Raw genomic sequence first — 18,713 nt, 5'->3', positions numbered from 1 at the left:
GTGATCGAAGGGGACCACGGGGTCAGCCGGCTCGCAGCACGTCGAGGGCCGTGAGAGCCACGTGCAGCTCGGTGCGCTGGTCGCCTGATTCCAGGTCGCGCGCGAGGAGACGCTCCATGGTGCGCAGGCGCTGGTACATGGTCTCCCGGGAGAGGCCGCCCCGGCGGGCGGCGGTCGTCTTGTTGCCCGCCGCCTCGAGGTAGTGGCGCAGGGTCGCCAGCAGGTCGGTGCCGTGCTGGGTGTCGTGGTCGACGAGGCGCCGAAGCTGCCGCTCGGCGTACTCCTGCACCCGGGGATCCTCGCGCAGGGCGTACAGCAGTCGGCGCAGACCGACGTCGGACAGCTCGTGGAAGGAGCGGTCCGCGGGGAGGGGCTGGCCGGGCGGGGTGGCCTCGGCGACGCGGGCCGCGGCCCGGAACGAGCGGACGGCGTCGATGAGGTCAGCGACCTCGCAGCCGACGCTCATGACGGCCCCCTGGACCAGACCCAGCACCACGGCGGACAGTCGCTCGACGACGGGACGCCACGGCTGGGTGGCGCGCAGCCCCAACAGCACGCCGACGCGCCCGGGGGCCAGTTCGCCGACCAGAGCCGCCGCGCCCGCCGTGCTCAGCTCCCGCATCAGGCGGGACTCGGTCTCGGCTCCCTCCGCCGCCGCGCCCAGGTCCACCAGGACGGCGACGAAGCGGCTCCGGTCGGCCGGCAGGCCCAGCGCGGCGCAGCGGGCGCGGGCGTCCTGCGCCGAGCGGTGGCGCTGTTCCACGAGGTCGAGCAGCGCGTTGCGGTGCGCGGTGCGTTCCCACGGGGTGGGGTGGATGAGCCGTGCCACGGTCAGTGCCATCGCGGCCCGCTCCAGCACGGTCACGTCCTCCGGGCCGAACGACGGACTTTCGGCGCGCGCGGGGAGCATGGCCACGCGTCCCCAGCGTTCACCCCGGTACTCGACCGAGGCGGTGAGCCAGCCCTCCGGGCCTCGTATCGCCGTGTGGTCGCCGGACCCGGTCGCCCTGGAGCGCTGCTCCCAGTCGGCGAGTGCCTCCTCGACGGTGAGCCCGGACGGTTCGCAGATCAGCGCCTGGTGCGCGAGGTTCTCCAGGACGACCGTGCGCCCGCTCGTCTCCGCTGCCGCGCGCATCACGTCCTCCGGGCCGGCGCCACGAAGGGTCAGGGCGGTGAACGCCTCGTGGATGCGCTGGGTACGGCGCATCGCGTGGGTCTGGTTGCCCAGCAGCAGGGCGTGCACGACCTGGGTCACCTCGAGGAAGTTGACGTCCTTGGCGAGGGTGACGAGGGGGAGGCCGCGCAGGCGGCAGGCGTCGACGAGCGCGTCCGGCGGGCGGTGGTAGCGGCGTACGAGCTCGATGACCAGCGCCGCGGCCCCGACGTCGGAGAGTTCGTCGACGTACCGGCGCACGCCTCTCGCGTCCTCCGGGAGCGGCATCCCGGTCGTGAGGACGAGTTCGCCGCCTTTGAGGAAGGACGCCGGGTCGGTCAGCTCGGTGATGTGCACCCATCCGACCGGCCGGTCCAGCTGTGCCGCACCGGTCACGACCCGGGGCTGCCCCGCGGCCAGGACCGGAAGGGCCAGGACGTCGGCCACGGTGAGCGGCCGGACGGGCCCATGGTCGGCCGGGTGGTTGTCGTTCACTGTGTTCTCCACGGGGTCCCTGCCGGCACGGCCGGCACCGGGAAGTGCCCGGCCACTGTGACAAGCGTCGCTGACCGGCGCAAGAGCTGTCCGTGAGCGGGGGAGCCCGGCAAGCCCCCGGGAGGCTGACACATCGTCCGGATGCCGCGAACCGGCCGGACAGATCGCGGCTTGGCGCACCTCCCGCCTGCGGAGATGCTCAGAACCGAAAAACCGCAGACCGCGACCGCAGACCGCGACCGCTGACCGCAGGCGGCGGGCCGCAGTGCGGCCGCACCCCACAGACCGCGGGCCCCACCGCGGACGCACACCGCACACCGCACACGCCAGGCCGGACACCGCGGTCGCCCACCGCGACGGCCGGGCCGCACACCGCGGACGGCACGCCGCACGTCGCGCACCGCGCACCGCGCACCGCAATCGAACACCGAGGCCGGGAGACGAACATGACCGCACTGTCGCCGCACCTTCGCCAGGCCACGCCCGTGGTGGCAACCCGTGGCGAGGGCGTCCATCTCCACGGCGAGGACGGCCGCCGCTACCTCGACTTCACTGCCGGAATCGGCGTCACCAGCACCGGGCACTGCCACCCCAAGGTGGTCGCGGCGGCCCAGGAGCAGGTGGGCGCCCTCATCCACGGTCAGTACACGACGGTGATGCACGAGCCGCTGCGCCGCCTCGTCGGCAAGCTCGGCGAGGTGCTGCCGGCCGGTCTGGACAGCCTCTTCTTCACCAACTCCGGCAGCGAGGCCGTCGAGGCCGCACTGCGCCTGGCCCGCCAGGCCACCGGCCGGCCGAACGTCCTGGTGTGCCACGGCGGCTTCCACGGCCGTACCGTCGCCGCCGCGTCCATGACGACGTCCGGCACGCGATTCCGCTCCGGTTTCTCCCCGCTGATGAGCGGGGTGGTGGTCACCCCCTTCCCGGCCGCCCACCGGTACGGCTGGGACGAGGAGACGGCCACCCGCTTCGCCCTGAAGGAGCTGGACTACACACTCCAGACGATCTCCTCGCCCGCCGACACGGCCGCGATCATCGTCGAGCCGGTGCTCGGCGAGGGCGGTTACGTGCCCGCCAACCGCGCGTTCATGGAGGGGCTGCGGGAGCGGGCGGACCGGCACGGCTTCCTGCTCATCGCCGACGAGGTGCAGACCGGCGTGGGCCGCACGGGCCGCTTCTGGGGCCATGACCACTTCGGCGTCACGCCCGACATCCTCGTCACGGCCAAGGGCCTGGCCAGCGGTTTCCCGCTGTCGGGCATCGCCGCCCCCGAGGAACTGATGACCAGGGCGTGGCCCGGCTCGCAGGGCGGCACGTACGGCGCCAACGCCGTGGCCTGCGCCGCAGCCTGCGCCACCCTCGACGTCGTACGGGACGAGAAGCTCGTCGAGAACGCCGAGGCGATGGGCGGGCGACTGAGGCAGGGCCTGGAGGCGGTGGCCGAGCGGACGCCCGGCATCGGCGACGTGCGCGGCCTCGGCCTCATGCTCGCCACCGAGTTCGTCACCGAGGACGGCGGCCCCGACCCCGAGACCGCCGCCCGCGTCCAGCGCGCCGCCGTCGACGAGGGCCTGCTCCTGCTGCTGTGCGGCGCCTGGAACCAGGTCGTCCGCATGATCCCGGCGCTCGTCATCGACGAGAGCGCGGTCGACGAGGGACTGCGGGCCTGGGCGGCCGCGGTCGAGGTCGGCACATCGGGGGCGGCACGGCGATGAACGACACCACCACGGCCCTGGAGCCGCTGGCCGCGATGCTCGCCGAGACCGCGCCCGGCCTGCGCGTGGAGACCGGCCCGGGATCCACCGGCCCCTACGCCTACGACGCCTCCAACTACCGGGTCCCGCCGCGGGCCGTGGTGTTCCCCCGGAGCGCCGACGACGTCGTCGCGGTGCTGCGGGCCTGCCGGGCGACGGGCATCCCGGTCACCGCACGCGGCGGCGGCACCAGCATGGCGGGCAACGCCGTCGGGCCGGGCGTCGTGCTGGACTTCTCGCGGTACATGAACCGCATCCTGGACGTCGACCCGGTGGCCCGCACGGCCCGCGTCGAGGCCGGAGTGATCCTGGACGCGCTGCGGTCGGCGGCCGCCCTGCACGGGCTCACCTTCGGCCCCGACCCGTCCTCGCACAGCCGCTGCACCCTCGGCGGCATGATCGGCAACGACGCCTGCGGCAACCGGTCGGTGCGGCACGGGCGTACCGGTGGGCACGTCGAGGCGCTGGAGATCGTGACGGCCGACGGCGTCCGCGCCGTCGCCGACCGCACCGGCCTGCGCGCCGCCGACCCGGACGACACCCACGCCGTCGAGCGGATCACCGGTCTCAGGGCGGCCGTGCGAGAACTGATCGACGCCGACCTCGCCCCGATCCGCACCGAGCTGGGCCGGGTGCCCCGCCAGGTTTCCGGCTATCAGCTGCACCACCTGCTGCCCGAGCGCGGCTTCGACATGGCGCGTGCGCTGGTGGGCACCGAGGGCTCCTGCGCGGTCGTCACCGCCGCGACGGTCCGCCTGGTGGCGACCGCGCAGGCCTCCACCCTCCTCACCCTCGGCTACGACGACGTCGTGGACGCCGCCGAGGACGTGCCCGAGATCCTGCGCTGGAACCCCGCCGCCGTGGAGGGCATGGACGAGGCGATCGTGGCCACCATGCGCGCCCGGCGCGGGCCGGACTCCGTCACCGGGCTGCCCGAGGGGCGCGCGTGGCTGTACGTCGAGCTCGACGGCGACGATCAGGCGGCCGTCGACGCCCGCGCCGACGCACTGCTGGACGAGCTCAGGGCCAGGGGCCGGACGATCGGCGGGCGCGTCGTCCACAGCCCGGCCGAACGGCGCTCCCTGTGGCGCGTCCGCGAGGACGGGGCAGGCCTCGCCGCCCGGCTCGTCGACGGCTCGGAGTCCTGGCCCGGCTGGGAGGACGCCGCCGTCGCGCCGGAGAACCTCGCCGCCTACCTGCGCGACTTCCGCAAGCTGCTGGCCGCGCACGACCTGACCGGCGTGCTGTACGGGCACTTCGGAGCCGGGTGCGTCCATGTGCGCATCGACTTCGACCTCGCCACCGACTCCGGGCGGGCCGCCGCCCGCCGGTTCCTGGCCGAGGCCGCCGCGCTGGTCGTCGGGCACGGTGGAAGCCTGTCGGGCGAGCACGGCGACGGGCGGGCCCGGGGCGAGCTGCTGGAGGTCATGTACAGCCACCGCCTGATCCGGACGTTCGCCGCGTTCAAGGAGATCTTCGACCCCCACGGGCTGCTCAACCCCGGCGTCATCGTGGCCCCGGCCCCCCTCGACGCCGATCTCGCCCTGCATACGCCGCCCTCCGGGGTGCTGCCCGTCGAGACGCTGTTCTCCTTCCCGCACGACGAGGACGGCTTCGCGGGAGCGGTCCGCCGTTGCGTAGGCGTCGGGCGCTGCCGCAGCGACGCCGGCGGCGTGATGTGTCCCAGCTACCGCGCCACGGGAGAGGAGAGCGACTCGACGCGGGGCCGGGCGCGTCTGCTCCAGGAGATGGTGCGGGGCGGAACCGTCCGGGAAGGCTGGCGCTCCCCGGAGGTGGCTGACGCCCTCGACCTGTGCCTGTCCTGCAAGGCCTGCTCCAGCGACTGTCCGGTCGGCGTCGACATGGCCACGTACAAGGCGGAGTTCCTGCACCACCACTACAAGGGCAGGGTCAGACCCCGCTCCCACTACTCCCTGGGCTGGCTTCCCCTGACGTCCAGGCTCGCCGGATACGCGGCCCGCCCGGTCAACGCGCTGCTGCGCGGGCCCCTCGGGACGCTGCTCGCCCGCCTCGGCGGCGTCACCACCAAGCGCGCGATCCCGGCGTTCGCCTCCCGGCGAGCATTGCGCCGGGCCCTGCGCGGGGAGGGGAGCGGCGAACCGGCGAAGGCGCTGCTCTTCGTCGACAGCTTCACCCGTGCCTTCCGCCCCGAGGTGGCCGGTGCGGCGAGCCGCGTGCTGGCCGACGCCGGTATCCCCTGCGTCGCGCAGGACGACCTGTGCTGCGGTCTGACCTGGGTGAGCACCGGACAGCTGAACCGTGCGCGCCGCGTCATGGCCCGCACCGTCGCCCGCCTCGACAACGGCGACGACCGGCCCGTCGTCGTGGCCGAACCCAGCTGCGCCGCGGCGCTCAAGCGTGACGTGCCCGAACTCCTCGGCACCGACGCCGCCCGGCGTGTCGCGGCCCGCGTCCACACCCTCACCACGGCTCTGACCGACCTCGCCGCCCCCGACTGGACGCCCCCGCCGCTGCCGGCGGACGTCGTACTGCAGACCCACTGCCACGAGTACGCCACCTTCAAGGGCCGTCACCCCCGTGACCTGCTCGGCCGCCTCGGCGTGCGGAGGATCGACGAGGCCGAGGGCTGCTGCGGACTCGCCGGCAACTTCGGCTTCGAGGAACAGCACTACGACACCTCGATGGCCGTCGCCGACCTCGCCCTGCGGCCGAGCCTGGACGGCGTGGACCCGGGCTCTGCGGCCGTCGTCGTGGCCGACGGCTTCAGCTGCGCCACCCAGATCGACCACCTCGCCGGGGACCGGGGCATCCGCGCCGTGCACCTCGCGGAACTGCTCGACCCCGGCGCGGACCGGCCCGGAAGGCCAGGAGAGAGCGCATGACCGACACGCCCGGGTAGCCGGCGGAGCCCGCGAACGGGCGGCTTCCGTTCGGCCCTCGGGAAGGCAGGACTCCCTGCCTTCCTCGCGGGCTCCGCCGGCACGGTCACGAGCCGGTGATCACGGGCGCACCGGTCAGCGCTGCAGCGTGAGCACTCCGGGCCGGTAGGGCAGCTGCTCGTAGGGGGTGCCCTGCGGCGGGTTGGGAGCCTGGCCCTGGTAGAGGAACTGAAGGTTGCAGGGGTCGATGGTCATGGTCTGGTCGGGGTTGTCGCGGACAAGGTCGCCGTGGCTGATGTCGTTGGTCCAGGTGGCGCCGCTGTTGGCCTTGCCCGCGAAGGGGCTGCTCTCGCTGGTGGCCTGGGGAGTCCAGGAACCGTTCAGGCTGGAGGCGGTGAACGAGCGGAAGTAGCGCACGTTGCCGGACGTCTTCGCCTCGACGATCATGAGGTACTGGTTCTGGCCCTTGACCTTGTAGACCTGGGGCGCCTCGAACAGCTTGTCGGCGGTGTCGCTCATGACCGTGGTGAACGAGGAGCCGAAGTTGCCCGGGAAGTTCCCGATCGGCATGGTCGCCTTGTAGATCTTGCCGTTGTCACCGGCGAAGAACAGGTACATGTTCTGGTCGTCGGCGATCAGGGTCTGGTCGATCGGCCCGGTGCCGGACTCGGTGCGGGGGAGGGTCCCGGTGAACAGCGGCTGCGCCGCGGACCAGCCGTTGGCGTTGGTGGGGTCGCTGGAGGTGCGGTAGATGAAGGGCCACGCGCCCCACTGATAGGCCAGCACCCAGATCTTCTTCGGGGCGAAGTAGAACAGCGAGGGCGCCACCGCGTTCTCGTTCATGCCGGTCTGGGGGGCCGATGCCATGTCCGACCAGTTCGTGAAGGGGGCGAACGCCATCGAGCCCCACTTCCCGGTGGCCGTCGAATAGTTCGTCCCGTACACCAGGTGCTTGCCGTTGTACGTCACGGTGGTGAAGTCCTTCAGCGAGGACCATCCGTTCGAGGGCTGCGCCAGGGCGCCCGTCGAAGTCCACCGGTACGTCGACGGCAGGGAGCACGTGGTGCCGGTCGACGCCAGGCCGGTCCATTTCTGGTTGTTGCCGCCGTTGCACGTCGCGATCTCGATCGCCGTGCCGTTGGCCGTGCCGGATCCCGTGGTGGCCAGGCACAGTCCGGATTCCACGCCGACGATCGTGCCGTCGGAGTTCACCCGCCACTGCTGGTTCGCACCGCCGGTACAGCTCCAGATCACCGGCTTGGTGCCGGGCGTGGTGGCGTGGCCCGGAGCGTCCAGGCACTTGTTGCCGTACACGGTCAGCTGGTTGCTGTCCGTCGCCGTCCACTGCTGGTTGGTACCGTTCCAGCAGTCCCAGATCTGCAGACTCGTGCCGTCGGTCTGGCTGGCGCCCGGAACGTCGAGACACCGCCCGGAGCCCGTACCGCGCACGGCGCCGCTGCTGGCCGCGTGAGCCGGGTTGACGACGAGCGTCGCCGCCGAGGCGACCAGGGCCGCGAGTGCCACCGACAGATGCCTGCGGTTGAAACGTCGTCTGTGCATGGGGCCTGCTTTCTTCGAGTGGGCGACTCCGGCCGGCCCGTCAGAGGCCGGCCGGACTGTTGATGCGTGGCACTCGACCCAGTTGTCCGTCATATCGAACGAGGGTCGAAGCGTCGAGCAGCGTGAAGGGCGATGTGCGATCAGGATCCGCTGGGAGGCGGACCTCAGTTCCGCACGATGCGCCAGCGGTTGTCGGCGGTGCCGTCGTCGGAGTCCTGGACGGCGAACGCTCCGACAGCGGTGGAGCTGTTCGCGATGGCGAGCAGCTTGCCGCTGTTCTCGTTACGGATCTTGTAGGTCCCGTCGCCCTGGTCGAGCAGCGTCCATCGGTGGTCGGCGGTACCGTTGTCCGACCACTGCAGGACGGTCGCGCCGTCGGCCGTGGACATGTTCAGGACGCCGAGCACCTTGCCGCTGTTGACGTTGCGGAAGCGCACCGCGCTTCCGTCGGTGATCATGTACCAGTCGTGGTCGGCGGTGCCGTTGTCCGACCACTGGAGAGCTCGGCCGCCGTCTGTCGTGGACATGTTCTGGATGCCCAGCAGGAGACCGCTGGCCGCGTTGGCGAGACGGAAGGTGCCGCCGGCGTTCCAGTAGACCGTGTAGTTGTGGCCGTGCGCGTCGTAGAACGGGCCCAGGTTGACGGTGGAACCGCCGGCGGTGGCGGTGAAGGCGAGTGAACTGCTGCTGGTCCGTGTGATGGACGAGGTGTCCAGGGTCGGCAGGGAGCCGAGCGTGGAGTCACCGTAGTTGCCTGACAGGACCACCGGCCCGTAGGTGATTGCGGAGACGTTCGCGTTGTCGTTGGCCGCTCGCATGACGACCCGCATGGGCAGGCGAACGGTGACCGTGTCGCCGGAGGTCCAGGAGCGGCTCAGGGTGGCGTAACTGCCGGGATTTCTGGCGATGTTCTGAGCGACGCCGTTGACGCTGACGGTGGCCCCGCTGGTCCAGCTCGGAATACGGATGCGCATCGCCCAGGTTCCGCCGACGCTGCCGGTGACCTGCAGGGTCGTGGTGTCGCTGACGGGGTACGACGTGGTCTGGGTGACGGTGATCCCGCGCTCCGACCAGTTGAGCACCGAGGGCACGAACATGTTCACGATCAGCGTGTCGTCGCTGTGGAAGTAGATCGAGTCCATCAGCCTGGTGTGCATCTCCAGGCCCGTGCCCTGGCAGCACCAGAAGGTGCCGTAGTCGGTGCTCCAGGTGCCGCCGCCCAACGCCGGGCCCACACCGCGTCGGCACCCCGGGTTGAGCGGGGTGAAGTAGGTGACGTGACCGTGGTTGTCGGCCGGGTTCTGCTGGCCGATCATCTGGTTCAGCCAGGCCCGCTCGTAGTAGTCGAACAGCGCGGTCCGGTTCGGGTCCAGCGCGAACAGCTCCCGGGTGAGGGTGAGCATGTTGACGGTGTTGCAGCTTTCGCAGGTGTCCTTGACCAGGTACCCGGCGAGGGCGTTCGGGGCGCGGAAGTGCTCCGCCTGGCTGTTGCCGCCGATGGCGTAGGAGTGCGCGTTGACGGTGAAGTTCCAGGCGTTGGTGGCGATGTCCCGGTAGCGGGTGGTGCCGGTGGCCTTGTACTCCCGGGCCGCCCCGATCCACTTGGGTACCTGGGTGTTGGCGTGCAGGCCGTTGAGCTTGTCCTGGTTGGACGCCAGCGGGTCGAACACCGCGGCGTGGTCGAAACGTTGGGCGACGGTGAGCCACCGCGCGTCACCGGTCTGCTGGTAGAGATCGGTCAGCACGGTGTTCATGCCGCCGAACTCGATGCGCAGCATGGTCTGCATCTGCTGGCTGGTCAGCCGGCCGGTGCGGAAGTCGACCCATCCGGCCAGGGCGAGCAGCACGTCCCGGGCTTGTGTGCTGCCGATGTGGCGCCATACGTCCAGCAGGCCGGCGAGGGTCTTGTGGATCGTGTAGTACAGCACCTCGCCACTGGTTCCCTGCTCGAGAGCAGTGAAGTTGGACTCGGGGTAGCCGGAGAGGTACCCGGGGTTGAAACCGGCGGCGCTGTTGTTGGCCTGGCACTTGGCCAGCTCCGCGACCATGTAGGTGGCCTTGTCCCGGCAGGTGGTGTCCCCGGTCACGGCGTACAGCTGTGCCCACGCCGTGAGGAAGTGTCCCTGGATGTGGGTGCGGAAGCCGAAGTTCGGCGCGTCCCACCCGCCGTTGGCGGCCGCGCCGTTGGTGGACAGCTTGTGGTTGGCGCGGAAGTTGTACAGCAGCCGGTCGACATCGATGAACCGCAGGTAGTTCTGCGTGCGGTTCTGGTTGTCCAGCCACCGGCTCGCGGTGAGCCGGACCTGGCCGAGTTCGAAGGGGTACGCGGAGACCCCGATGTCGGCCCTTGCGGCAGGGATGGCTGCCTGGGCGGGAGAGGCGCCGATGACGGATCCGGTGGCAGAGGCGGCGACGGCGGCCCCGGCTATGTGCAGGAGGCGCCGTCTGCTGACGGAGAAGGCCATGATGCACCCTTCAGTGAGGAGCGAGCGGCAGCTTGGTCGTCGGTGCGTCGGCTCATGGGTCAGGCGGCCGGATGCGGCACGTCACGGACCGGTCTTCTGCCGATGAGGCGTCAGAGGTCCCGCTCCCGTCGATCCGCACCGCTGATACATGGGATGGATTAACGGGCACGATCACCGCTTGTGTCTAGTCTTGTGACACGAAATCCTTGATCTTGCGCGAATGATCCGTGCTCGAAACCGACTTGACGACCCGTCGGACATGGGATGCCCGCCGGGCGGCGCGAGAGACCGCGCCGCCGCGGGTGGGGTCCGCGGCGGCGCTGCAGGGGTGGATCTGACAGGTCAGGCCCAGGGGCCGACCGCGGTGAAGGAGCTGTCGGCACGGAAGGCGGCGGTGTCCTGGAAGGTGTCCACGCGCAGGCCGTAGTTGTAGTGGCGGAGGTAGCGGCCGGGGTAGTTGTAGGACTCCAGGCTGACGGAACCGGAGGTGCTGCCGGTGCGGGCGCAGAAGGTGGCGTCCTTGTTGAAGGTGTCCGTTCCGTTGCTCGCGTCGAAGCGGATCCGGAAGTCCCAGTGGCGCATGTAGCGGCCGGAGGAGTCGCGGAAGGAGTAGCACTTGGCGTCGGCGAGGCCGGGTACGACGGTGAACGTGGCGCTCTGCTTGACGGCGGTGCTGCTGGAGGAGCTCACCGGGTCGATGTAGCCGAGGTTGTCGGAGCGCACCACGGCGTACCGGTCGGGGTAGTTGACCGAACGCAGCGACTGGGTGGTGTTCACGGGCAGGGTGACGTCGACGGTCTCCTTCAGCACGGTGGCGTGGCGGATGAAGCCGGACAGCGCGGGCACCTCGGTGGGCGTGGACCAGGTGGCGAAGTTGTCGTGGCTGTCGCTGTACCAGTACTTCCCGGCGCGGTAGCCGTCGTAGTAGATGCGCCAGCCGCCGTCGTCGAGCCGGACCAGGGCCGGGCCCTCGACCCAGTTGCCGAATCCGGCCCAGTCGCCCGTCTTCGAAATGGTGTAGGGGCCGGTGAGGCTGGATGCTGTGGCGTACTCGATGTACTTCGTCGTCTCGTTCTTGGTGAAGGCGTGGTACGTGGAGCCGACCTTGACGATGAAGGTGTCGATGTTGTTCGGCCCGATGCCGGCCAGCTGGGTGGGCGCGGACCAGGTGGTCAGCGCGGAGTTCGTCGCCGTGATCTTGAAGGGGGTGAAGTGGGTGGCGGTGCTCGCCGAGGACAGGGTCACGATGACGTTGACACTGCCGTCGGTGTCGATGAACCACTCGGGCGCCCAGGTGCGGGTGAGACCGCTGATCGGGATCGTGTAGTTGTACAGGAACGTCCAGTTCACCCGGTCGGAGCTCCGGGCGAAACCGATCGTGTTCCCGGTCCAGTTGGTCGTGTACGTGAGGTAGTAGAAGCCGTCCGTGTGCTTGAAGACGCTGGGGTCCCGGATCAGACCGGACGGCGGGGTGTAGGCGGGGCCTTTCTGCAGGGTGAACGCGGTGGCGTCCGGCGAGTTGTAGACGTACAGGTTCGACTCGCTGGTGTTCGTGAACGCGGTCATGGTGTACCGCGTGGTCTGCGCGGCCGGTGGGGCGGCGGCGGAGGCGGTTCCCTGTAGGCCGGGGATGCCCAAAAGGAGAAGGATCGGGCCCAGCAGGGCGAGCAGGGCTCTGACGGTTCTGTTCAACTCTTCCTCCGGGACTTCGGCCTGTCCGCTTGGGCCGATCGCCGTGCTGAAGAACGCATTGTTCGAAATAACGAACGATGTGCGGCAGTTCGACCAGAAGATAGGATTGGGTCAGGGTTCCGTCAATGTTTCCGACGGGTTCCGTTCCGGCATGGTTCGCACCGCCCCGGATCTCGGGCATGTCGTATCGCCCGGGGTTGACGTGCCCGCATGGCACGCTTTAGGTTCAGGCGATCTTCTCCGCGTATCGATCCATGTTCGAAATGTCGGATAAGTAGATGTTGGGGCGGTCCGGCCCTCTCGCTCGGCTCTCAGTGCGGCTTACCCTCGGGGAGGGTCTGCGCGCACCAGATCGTCTTGCCGTTGCTGGAGTGCCGCGTCCCCCACCCCTGGGTGAGCTGGGCGACGAGCAGCAGGCCCCGGCCGCCCTCGTCGAACGCGCGGGCCCGGCGCAGATGTGGAGCGGTGTTGCTGGCGTCGGAGACCTCGCAGATCAGGGAGGTGTCGCGGATCAGCCGTAGCCGGATCGGCGGCTCGCCGTATCTGATGGCGTTGGTGACCAACTCGCTGACGACGAGTTCGGTGACGAAAGCCGCCTCATCCAGCCCCCAGGCATCCACCTGGTCGACGGCGAACTTCCTGGCGCGCGGCACCTGTTCGGTGTCGGGCTCGATGTCCCAGTCGGCGACGTGCCGGGGAGCCAGCGCGTGTGTGCGAGCGAGCAGCAGCGCCGCGTCGTCGGTGCGGCGATCGGGAAGCATCGCGTCGATCACCGTGTCGCACAGGGCCTCCAGGGACGTGGCCGAGTGGTTCAGGGCGTGCTCCAGTTCGGTGATTCGCTGGTCGACGTCGCGATCGCGGCTCTCCAGCAGTCCATCGGTGTAGAGGGCGAGCAGGCTGCCCTCCGGCACGTCGAACTCCGCGGCCTCGAAAGGCAGCCCGCCGATGCCCAGCGGCGGCCCCGGGTGGGCGGGAACCGGGCTCCTGGCGCCGTCGGGAGAGATGATCAGCGGCAGGGGATGGCCGGCGCTCGCCAGCGTGAGGCGCCGGGAAACGGGGTCGTAGACGGTATACAAACAGGTGGCGCCGGACTCGCCTGTGGGCTGGAAGTGACTGTCGGGCCGGAGGTCGCTGGCGAGGTGGAGGACGAGGTCGTCCAGATGGGTCAGCAGCTCGTCCGGTGGCAGGTCGACGTCGGCGAGGGTTCGGACCGCCGTGCGCAGCCGGCCCATGCTCGCCGAGGCGTGCAGACCGTGGCCCACGACGTCGCCGACGACCAGGGCGACCCGTGCGCCGGACAGCGGAATGACGTCGAACCAGTCGCCGCCGACTTCCGTGCCGGTCCCGCCGGGCAGGTAGCGGGAGGCCACCTCGACCGCCTCCTGGATCGGCAAACCCTGGGGCAGCAGGCTGCGTTGCAAGGTCAACGCGGTCGTGCGCTCGCGCGAGTACCGGCGGGCGTTGTCGATGGCGACGGCGGCCTTGGCGGTCAGCTCCTCGGCGAGGATCAGGTCGTCGGCGGTGAAGGCCTCGGGCCGGTCGAGCCGGGAGAAGGCGACGACGCCGAGCAGCGCGCCGCGCGCCCGGAGCGGCACGGTGATCCGGCCGGTCAGGCCGTCCGCGGCGATGGACTCGTCGACCACCGGGTTGCCCGGCGGCCAGTGGGCCGGGTCCGCGGCGAGACCTGGGCCGAAGGCCCACTCGCCGCCCTCGCCGGGCTCGACGGCGAGCTCGACCGTGGACAGGCCGGTGGCCATGCAGCGGGCGGCCACGGAACCGGGAGCGTGCATGACGAGCGTCGTCGGCCCGGGAGCCCGCTCGGTGTCGTCCTTCGTGCTGTGCCGGGCGGCACGGCTGAGGGTGATCGTCTCGGCGGGGGCGAACGCGGACGCGGAGGGCGGTTCCTCTCCGCGCAGCACCTCCTCGAAGAGATCCACGCTGACGAGGTCGACGAATCCCGGCACCGGCGTCCTGGCCAGTTCCTGGGCGGTGCCGATGACGTCGAGCGTCCGGCCGATGCCACCGCTGGCCTGGTTGAGGAGGAGCAGGCGCTGCCGGGCCCAGTACTCGGCGCTCATGTCGAATCCCCAGTTGGCGACCGCGCGGACCCTGCCCTCGGCATCCCGGACGGGCCAGATGCTGGTGGCCCAGGCATTGGCGTAGTTACTGCCCAGGGGACGGAAAACGGTGATGAGACGCGTGGCTTCGCCCGTCCTCGCCACTTCTGCGAGCGCGTCGGTGTAGGGCTTGTCGTCCCTCTCGGGAAACAGCGACCGGTCGAATTCCGGAAGCACCTCACGGTATTTCTTGCCGAGCACCTGCTCCTCGGAGTGCGCGATCACCCGGCCCGAGGAGGCGTTGATCCACAAAAACCGCAGCTCGGGGTCGTAGACGCCCAGAGCGAAGGGGGACTGCTCGAAGGCCCGGTCGGCGATCACCGGACGGCGTCCCCAAAGCTGCATCGTCACCACGCGGCCCAGCGCCCGCCCGGCGGGACCCAGCAGTGCGTGAGCGGTCACCACGGCGTCCACCGTGGTGCCGTCCTGGTGACGCAAGGGGATGAACCCCGTGGCGTCGGGGCCGGGGTCCCGGTCGTCGAGGAGGCCGGGTGGCGGGGGAGCCGCAAACAGGTCGGTCAGGGGGCGCCCGACGGTGTCCTTCGCCGTCCAGCCCAGCAGCAGGCGGCCCCCCTGGCTCCAGCCGCTCACGTTGCCGTCCAGGTCCACTACGACAGCGGCTGTGGGGGCATCCTGCTTGTCGGCCATCTTCACGCACCAAGCCTCCGTCCGGACAGCCGTGCCCGTCAGGGCTGGATTCCAGCGGCTGCTTCCAGCCTAGATCGGCCCCCGCCCGGCGGCGCTCCGACTGACGCGTTCGAGGCGCCGGGCTCTCGCGGCGAGCCGCGGCGGGCGCGAAAGGGCCGTGCCCTGGCCGGGCGGGCAGGCGGCCCGGCGCGATTCCCGCCCGGCCGGGCATCCGGCGGCCACCGGCCGGCCCCCACGGCTGTCGGGCGGCGGTGCGCCGGGCGGCCGGGCCACGAGCACGCAGCGCAGGCCGCCGCATCCGTCAGACGGTGACGCGGCGGAAGGTCCATCGCTGGTTGGAGCTGCCGACGTCGCGGTACTGGATCAGCGCGGCCCCGTCGGCCGTGCTGCCTCCCTTGACGTCGAGCACCTTGCCGCTGTTGCGGTTGACCAGGACGAATTCGCCGCCGGTCTGAGGGCGCAGCTCCCACTGCTGACTCGTCCGGCCGTCCGGGGACATCTGCACGACCGCCGCGCCGTCCGCCGTCGAGGACCCCGCGACGTCGAGCACCTTGCCGCTGTTGACGCAGGTGACGGTGTGATAGCCGTCCCCGGTGGACTGGAAGGCCCACCGCTGGTTCGGCTTGCCGGTGTCGTGCCACTGCAGCACGGTGGCGCCGTCCGCGTTCGAGGCGCCGGCGACGTCGGCGACCTTCCCGCTGCGCACGCTGACACACGTGTAGACCCGCGCGGGTGCGACGGTGTACTGCACCGAGTCCACGTCGACGTAGCCGGTGCCGTTCGGGTTGTAGGTGTACAGCCCGACCCGGTCACCGCGGTACCCGCCCCAGGTGAGCTGGTAGGTGCCGCCGAACGAGGTGAAGGTGGTCCCGTCGAGGCTGTAGGAGAACTGGCTGACTCCGTTGACGTTCCAGGAGGTCCGCAGCCACACGGCGTTCTGCGTGATCGCAGGTCCCGTCGTCAGGGTGCCGCCGGCGTTGTGCGCGAGCGTGTTGGCGGTCCCGGAACGCCGGACGCCCAACCCGGCGTAGCTCCCCGAGTAGTGGCACAGTCCCGCGTGCTGGCCGTCGGCGAGACCGGCCAGTTCGAGGCGTACCGTCACCGTCGCGCCGCCCGAGGTGCGCAGCACCCGTTGGGTGAGTGTGTTGCCCACCTTGGTGAGGTTGTCGGCCGCCAGCGGTGCGAACGCCTTCAGACGCAGGAAGCCGGGGCGCTCGGTCAGCGACCAGTGGTCCGCGCGCGGCTGGTAGTACCACTCCCACTGCGGTCTGAGGCGGGTGTCGGTGAACAGGTCGCCGGTCACCACCGGGGGCAGCGCGTCGACCGGCAGACCGGGGGTGCCCCCGGCGGGCACCTGTCCCGTCCACACCATGTTGCCTATGCCGTCCGCGCCCACCGAGCCCAGGATCGGCCAGCCGTCCACCCAGGCCACCGGAAGCAGGGACAGCGGTCGCCCCTCCCAGTCGCCGTGGCCGTGATGGGTCACGAAGTACCAGGCGCCGTCCGGAGCCTGTACCAGCCCGCCCTGGTTGGGGTCGCGGTCCACCGGAGTGTTCACATGCTCCAGCTGCCGTGTCTCGAACGGGCCGTAGAGGCTGGAGCCGCGGTTCATCATGAGCACCCGGCCCTCGGGCCTCACCTCGCTGAAGAGGTGGTAGTAGACACCGTTGATCTTGTACAGCTTGTTGGCCTCGCTGCCCGGGGACTGGTGGATGACCGTCGACGGGCCGACGAGGGACTTGCCGTCCTCGGACAGCTTGAACAGGTGGATCTTGTAGCCGTCCGAGTAGTGCGTGGTGACCAGGTAGCCCTGGCCGTCGTCGTCCCAGAACGGGCACGGGTCGTCCCAGCCGGAGGTCCGCCACACCGCCGTCAGCGGCTCCCAGGGCCCGGCCGGCGAAGGGGCCGACGACATGAAGAAGCCTTCGTCGGGGGTGTTGAAGTACACCCAGTACCGGCCCGCGTGGTACCGGATGGCCCCGGCCCACACACCGCGGCCGAAGCGGTTCATCCGGTCCCAGTTCAGCAGCGGTCCGATGCGGGTGACATCGTCCACGACCCCGCCGAGCGTCCGCCAGTTGACCAGATCCTTCGAGTGCAGGACGGCCATGCCGGGGGAGTACCCGAACGTGCTGGTGATGCCGTAGTAGTCGTTGCCGACCCGGATGCAGTCCCAGTCGCTGAAGTCGCCCGGGAGGACGGGGTTGACATAGCTGCCGTCGCCCTGGTCGCCCCACGTGCCGGCCGGGGGTGTGGCCGCAGCCGCCCTGCTCGATGGCAGCAGGCCGGGCCATATGAGGGCTCCGGCGCCGACTGCGGCGAGCCGGCCGAGCTGTCGTCTGGTGAAGTCCATGAACCCGTTTCCTCGGTACGAAGCCTGCCAGTCATCACATGTATCGGCGGCATTTCGGACGGGAACATAGTCCAACTACCGTTATGAAGGGTAGACCCCGTTAAGAAACAGGGGATGGAAGGCGTTTCTCGTCGCGCACTGTCCGACCGAGCGAACGGCAGGCCTTCCGGTCGGCAAATTCGCGATATAGCCGATGCGGGACGTATTGACGCGCCTTGTTTCCCGGACTTAAGGTCTGCCCGGCCGTACGAACACTGTTCGATATGTCGCACAACTTGCCCGAGGCGAGGGTGAGTTGTACACGAAGGCTTCCTGCCGGCCGAGCCCAGGGAGGAGCGCCGCCGGGCGCCGCACCCGGTCAGTACACAACTCACGTGCCCGATCCCGCCGTCACGACCGCGTCACCTACCACCACGCGGGGAACGCACCGCCGCCCAGTCCCCCTGTTCCGGATCGGGTGGTACCCGTCCTGTCCCGCTCACCCCGATACGAGTCGTCCCCGCCACCCCGCTCCGTCCCCTGGCTCCGGTGGCGTCTGCACCACGACAGGAGATCCACATGTCCGCGCTTCGCGCCCGGCTGTCGGTGATATTGCTCGCCGTATGCCTCCTCTTGGCAGGCCAGGCCCTGACCGCACCCCAGCGGGCGGCCGCCGCCGACCCCGGCTACCTGATGGTGCACTTCACCGGCGACTCCGCGACCGGCCAGATGCTGTACGTCGCGCACAGCGCGGACGGCCTGCACTGGAACGACCTCAACGGCGGAGCGCCGGTCCTGAACTCCACGATCGGCACGAAGGGAGTGCGTGACCCCGCGTTGGTGCGCTCTCCCGACGGGAGCAAGTACTGGATCATCGCGACCGACCTCTGTATCCGTTGCGGATCGACCTACACCAACGGCAGTCCCAACTTCGTGGTGTGGGAGTCGACCGACCTGGTGACCTGGTCGAACCCGTGGCTGCTCGGTGCCGCCGGACTGATCCCCGGCGGAAAGAACGCGTGGGCGCCGGAGGCGATCTGGAACCCCGAGACCAATGACTACGTCCTGTACTGGGCGACGAACGCCACGGTGAACGGCATCTTCAAGTACCGCATCTACTCCGCCCGTACCACGGACTTCCACAGCATCACGACCCCGCAGATCTGGATCGATCCCCCCGGCAGCACGCCGGTCGTCGACACCCAGATGACGCAGGTGCCCGCCGGCGCCGGCCCCTACCGCTACCTGCGGGTCTCCGGCGACGGCCAGAACAACGTCGAGGGCAGCAACTCGATCCTGGGGACGTGGACCAACCTCGGCAACCTCTCCAGCATCGGCCTCACCGGCAACGTGGTCGAAGGCCCGGTCTGGATGAAGTTCCAGGACCGCGACGAGTGGGCCCTTTACATCGACTACAACAACCCGCAGGGCGTACGCGAGTACAGGCCGATCCTGACGACCAACCCGTTCGACGTCAGCACCTACCGTCTTCAGCCGTCCACCGACTACGACATGGGCGGCACCGCGAAGCGGCACGGCGCGATCCTGAACCTGACGGCCGCCGAGGAGAGCCGGGTCCTCGCCCGCTGGCCCAGCACCCCGGTCCAGCGCCTGCAGTCGTTCAACTTCCAGGACC

Annotated in this window: 9 protein-coding genes; 3 read left to right on the top strand and 6 right to left on the bottom strand. The window is 70.2% G+C overall.

Features of this window, described 5'->3' with window-relative positions:
* Positions 1-22 precede the first annotated feature (22 nt).
* Positions 23-1,660, bottom strand: a complete 1,638-nt coding sequence (locus tag ACH4ZA_RS36840) for a PucR family transcriptional regulator (protein WP_398433470.1) — start codon at positions 1,658-1,660, stop codon at positions 23-25.
* 434 nt (positions 1,661-2,094) lie between these two features.
* On the opposite strand from ACH4ZA_RS36840, the gene ACH4ZA_RS36835 reads away from it, so the two are divergent.
* Positions 2,095-3,363 carry an aspartate aminotransferase family protein gene (locus ACH4ZA_RS36835; RefSeq protein ID WP_398433469.1) on the top strand — a complete coding sequence of 423 codons (1,269 nt, stop codon included), beginning with the start codon at positions 2,095-2,097 and terminating at the stop codon, positions 3,361-3,363.
* The gene (locus tag ACH4ZA_RS36830) at positions 3,360-6,266 is read left to right on the top strand and encodes an FAD-binding and (Fe-S)-binding domain-containing protein (RefSeq protein ID WP_398433468.1); all 2,907 of its coding nucleotides are present in this window, start codon (positions 3,360-3,362) and stop codon (positions 6,264-6,266) included. Before ACH4ZA_RS36835 ends, ACH4ZA_RS36830 begins: the two co-directional genes overlap by 4 nt.
* A gap of 132 nt (positions 6,267-6,398) precedes the next feature.
* Here the strand turns inward: ACH4ZA_RS36830 and ACH4ZA_RS36825 are convergent, their stop codons facing one another.
* The 5 genes from ACH4ZA_RS36825 to ACH4ZA_RS36805 all read right to left on the bottom strand — a co-directional run bounded on the left by ACH4ZA_RS36825 (position 6,399) and on the right by ACH4ZA_RS36805 (position 17,098).
* Positions 6,399-7,823: a non-reducing end alpha-L-arabinofuranosidase family hydrolase gene (locus ACH4ZA_RS36825; protein ID WP_398433467.1), complete on the bottom strand. Its 1,425-nt coding sequence runs from the start codon at positions 7,821-7,823 to the stop codon at positions 6,399-6,401.
* A gap of 164 nt (positions 7,824-7,987) precedes the next feature.
* Entirely contained in the window at positions 7,988-10,288 is a 2,301-nt protein-coding gene (locus ACH4ZA_RS36820) for a beta-L-arabinofuranosidase domain-containing protein (RefSeq protein WP_398433466.1), read from the bottom strand.
* Between the two features lie 342 nt (positions 10,289-10,630).
* Positions 10,631-11,980 (bottom strand): glycoside hydrolase family 43 protein, encoded by a 1,350-nt coding sequence (locus tag ACH4ZA_RS36815; RefSeq protein ID WP_398433465.1) that lies wholly within the window; start codon positions 11,978-11,980, stop codon positions 10,631-10,633.
* A gap of 311 nt (positions 11,981-12,291) precedes the next feature.
* Complete coding sequence (locus tag ACH4ZA_RS36810; RefSeq protein ID WP_398433506.1) at positions 12,292-14,745, bottom strand: SpoIIE family protein phosphatase; 2,454 nt, start codon at positions 14,743-14,745, stop codon at positions 12,292-12,294.
* A 301-nt stretch (positions 14,746-15,046) separates the two neighbouring features.
* The gene (locus ACH4ZA_RS36805) at positions 15,047-17,098 is read right to left on the bottom strand and encodes a family 43 glycosylhydrolase (RefSeq protein ID WP_398433464.1); all 2,052 of its coding nucleotides are present in this window, start codon (positions 17,096-17,098) and stop codon (positions 15,047-15,049) included.
* Between the two features lie 558 nt (positions 17,099-17,656).
* On the opposite strand from ACH4ZA_RS36805, the gene ACH4ZA_RS36800 reads away from it, so the two are divergent.
* A partial coding sequence (locus ACH4ZA_RS36800) for a glycoside hydrolase family 43 protein (protein ID WP_398433463.1) occupies positions 17,657-18,713 on the top strand: 1,057 nt, incomplete at its 3' end.

Origin of the sequence: Streptomyces sp. NPDC020597 (assembly GCF_044335095.1) — a bacterium.
In the GTDB taxonomy this organism is placed as follows: domain Bacteria; phylum Actinomycetota; class Actinomycetes; order Streptomycetales; family Streptomycetaceae; genus Streptomyces.
This window is presented reverse-complemented; position numbering and strand designations above follow the sequence as displayed.

What these genes read in the sequence shown, in the direction of transcription:
- ACH4ZA_RS36835 (WP_398433469.1), top strand. Translation starts at nt 2,095, where the DNA reads ATGACCGCACTGTCGCCGCACCTTCGCCAGGCCACGCCCGTGGTGGCA.
- ACH4ZA_RS36830 (WP_398433468.1), top strand. Translation starts at nt 3,360, where the DNA reads ATGAACGACACCACCACGGCCCTGGAGCCGCTGGCCGCGATGCTCGCC.
- ACH4ZA_RS36825 (WP_398433467.1), bottom strand. Translation starts at nt 7,823, where the DNA reads ATGCACAGACGACGTTTCAACCGCAGGCATCTGTCGGTGGCACTCGCG.
- ACH4ZA_RS36820 (WP_398433466.1), bottom strand. Translation starts at nt 10,288, where the DNA reads ATGGCCTTCTCCGTCAGCAGACGGCGCCTCCTGCACATAGCCGGGGCC.
- ACH4ZA_RS36810 (WP_398433506.1), bottom strand. Translation starts at nt 14,745, where the DNA reads ATGGCCGACAAGCAGGATGCCCCCACAGCCGCTGTCGTAGTGGACCTG.
- ACH4ZA_RS36805 (WP_398433464.1), bottom strand. Translation starts at nt 17,098, where the DNA reads ATGGACTTCACCAGACGACAGCTCGGCCGGCTCGCCGCAGTCGGCGCC.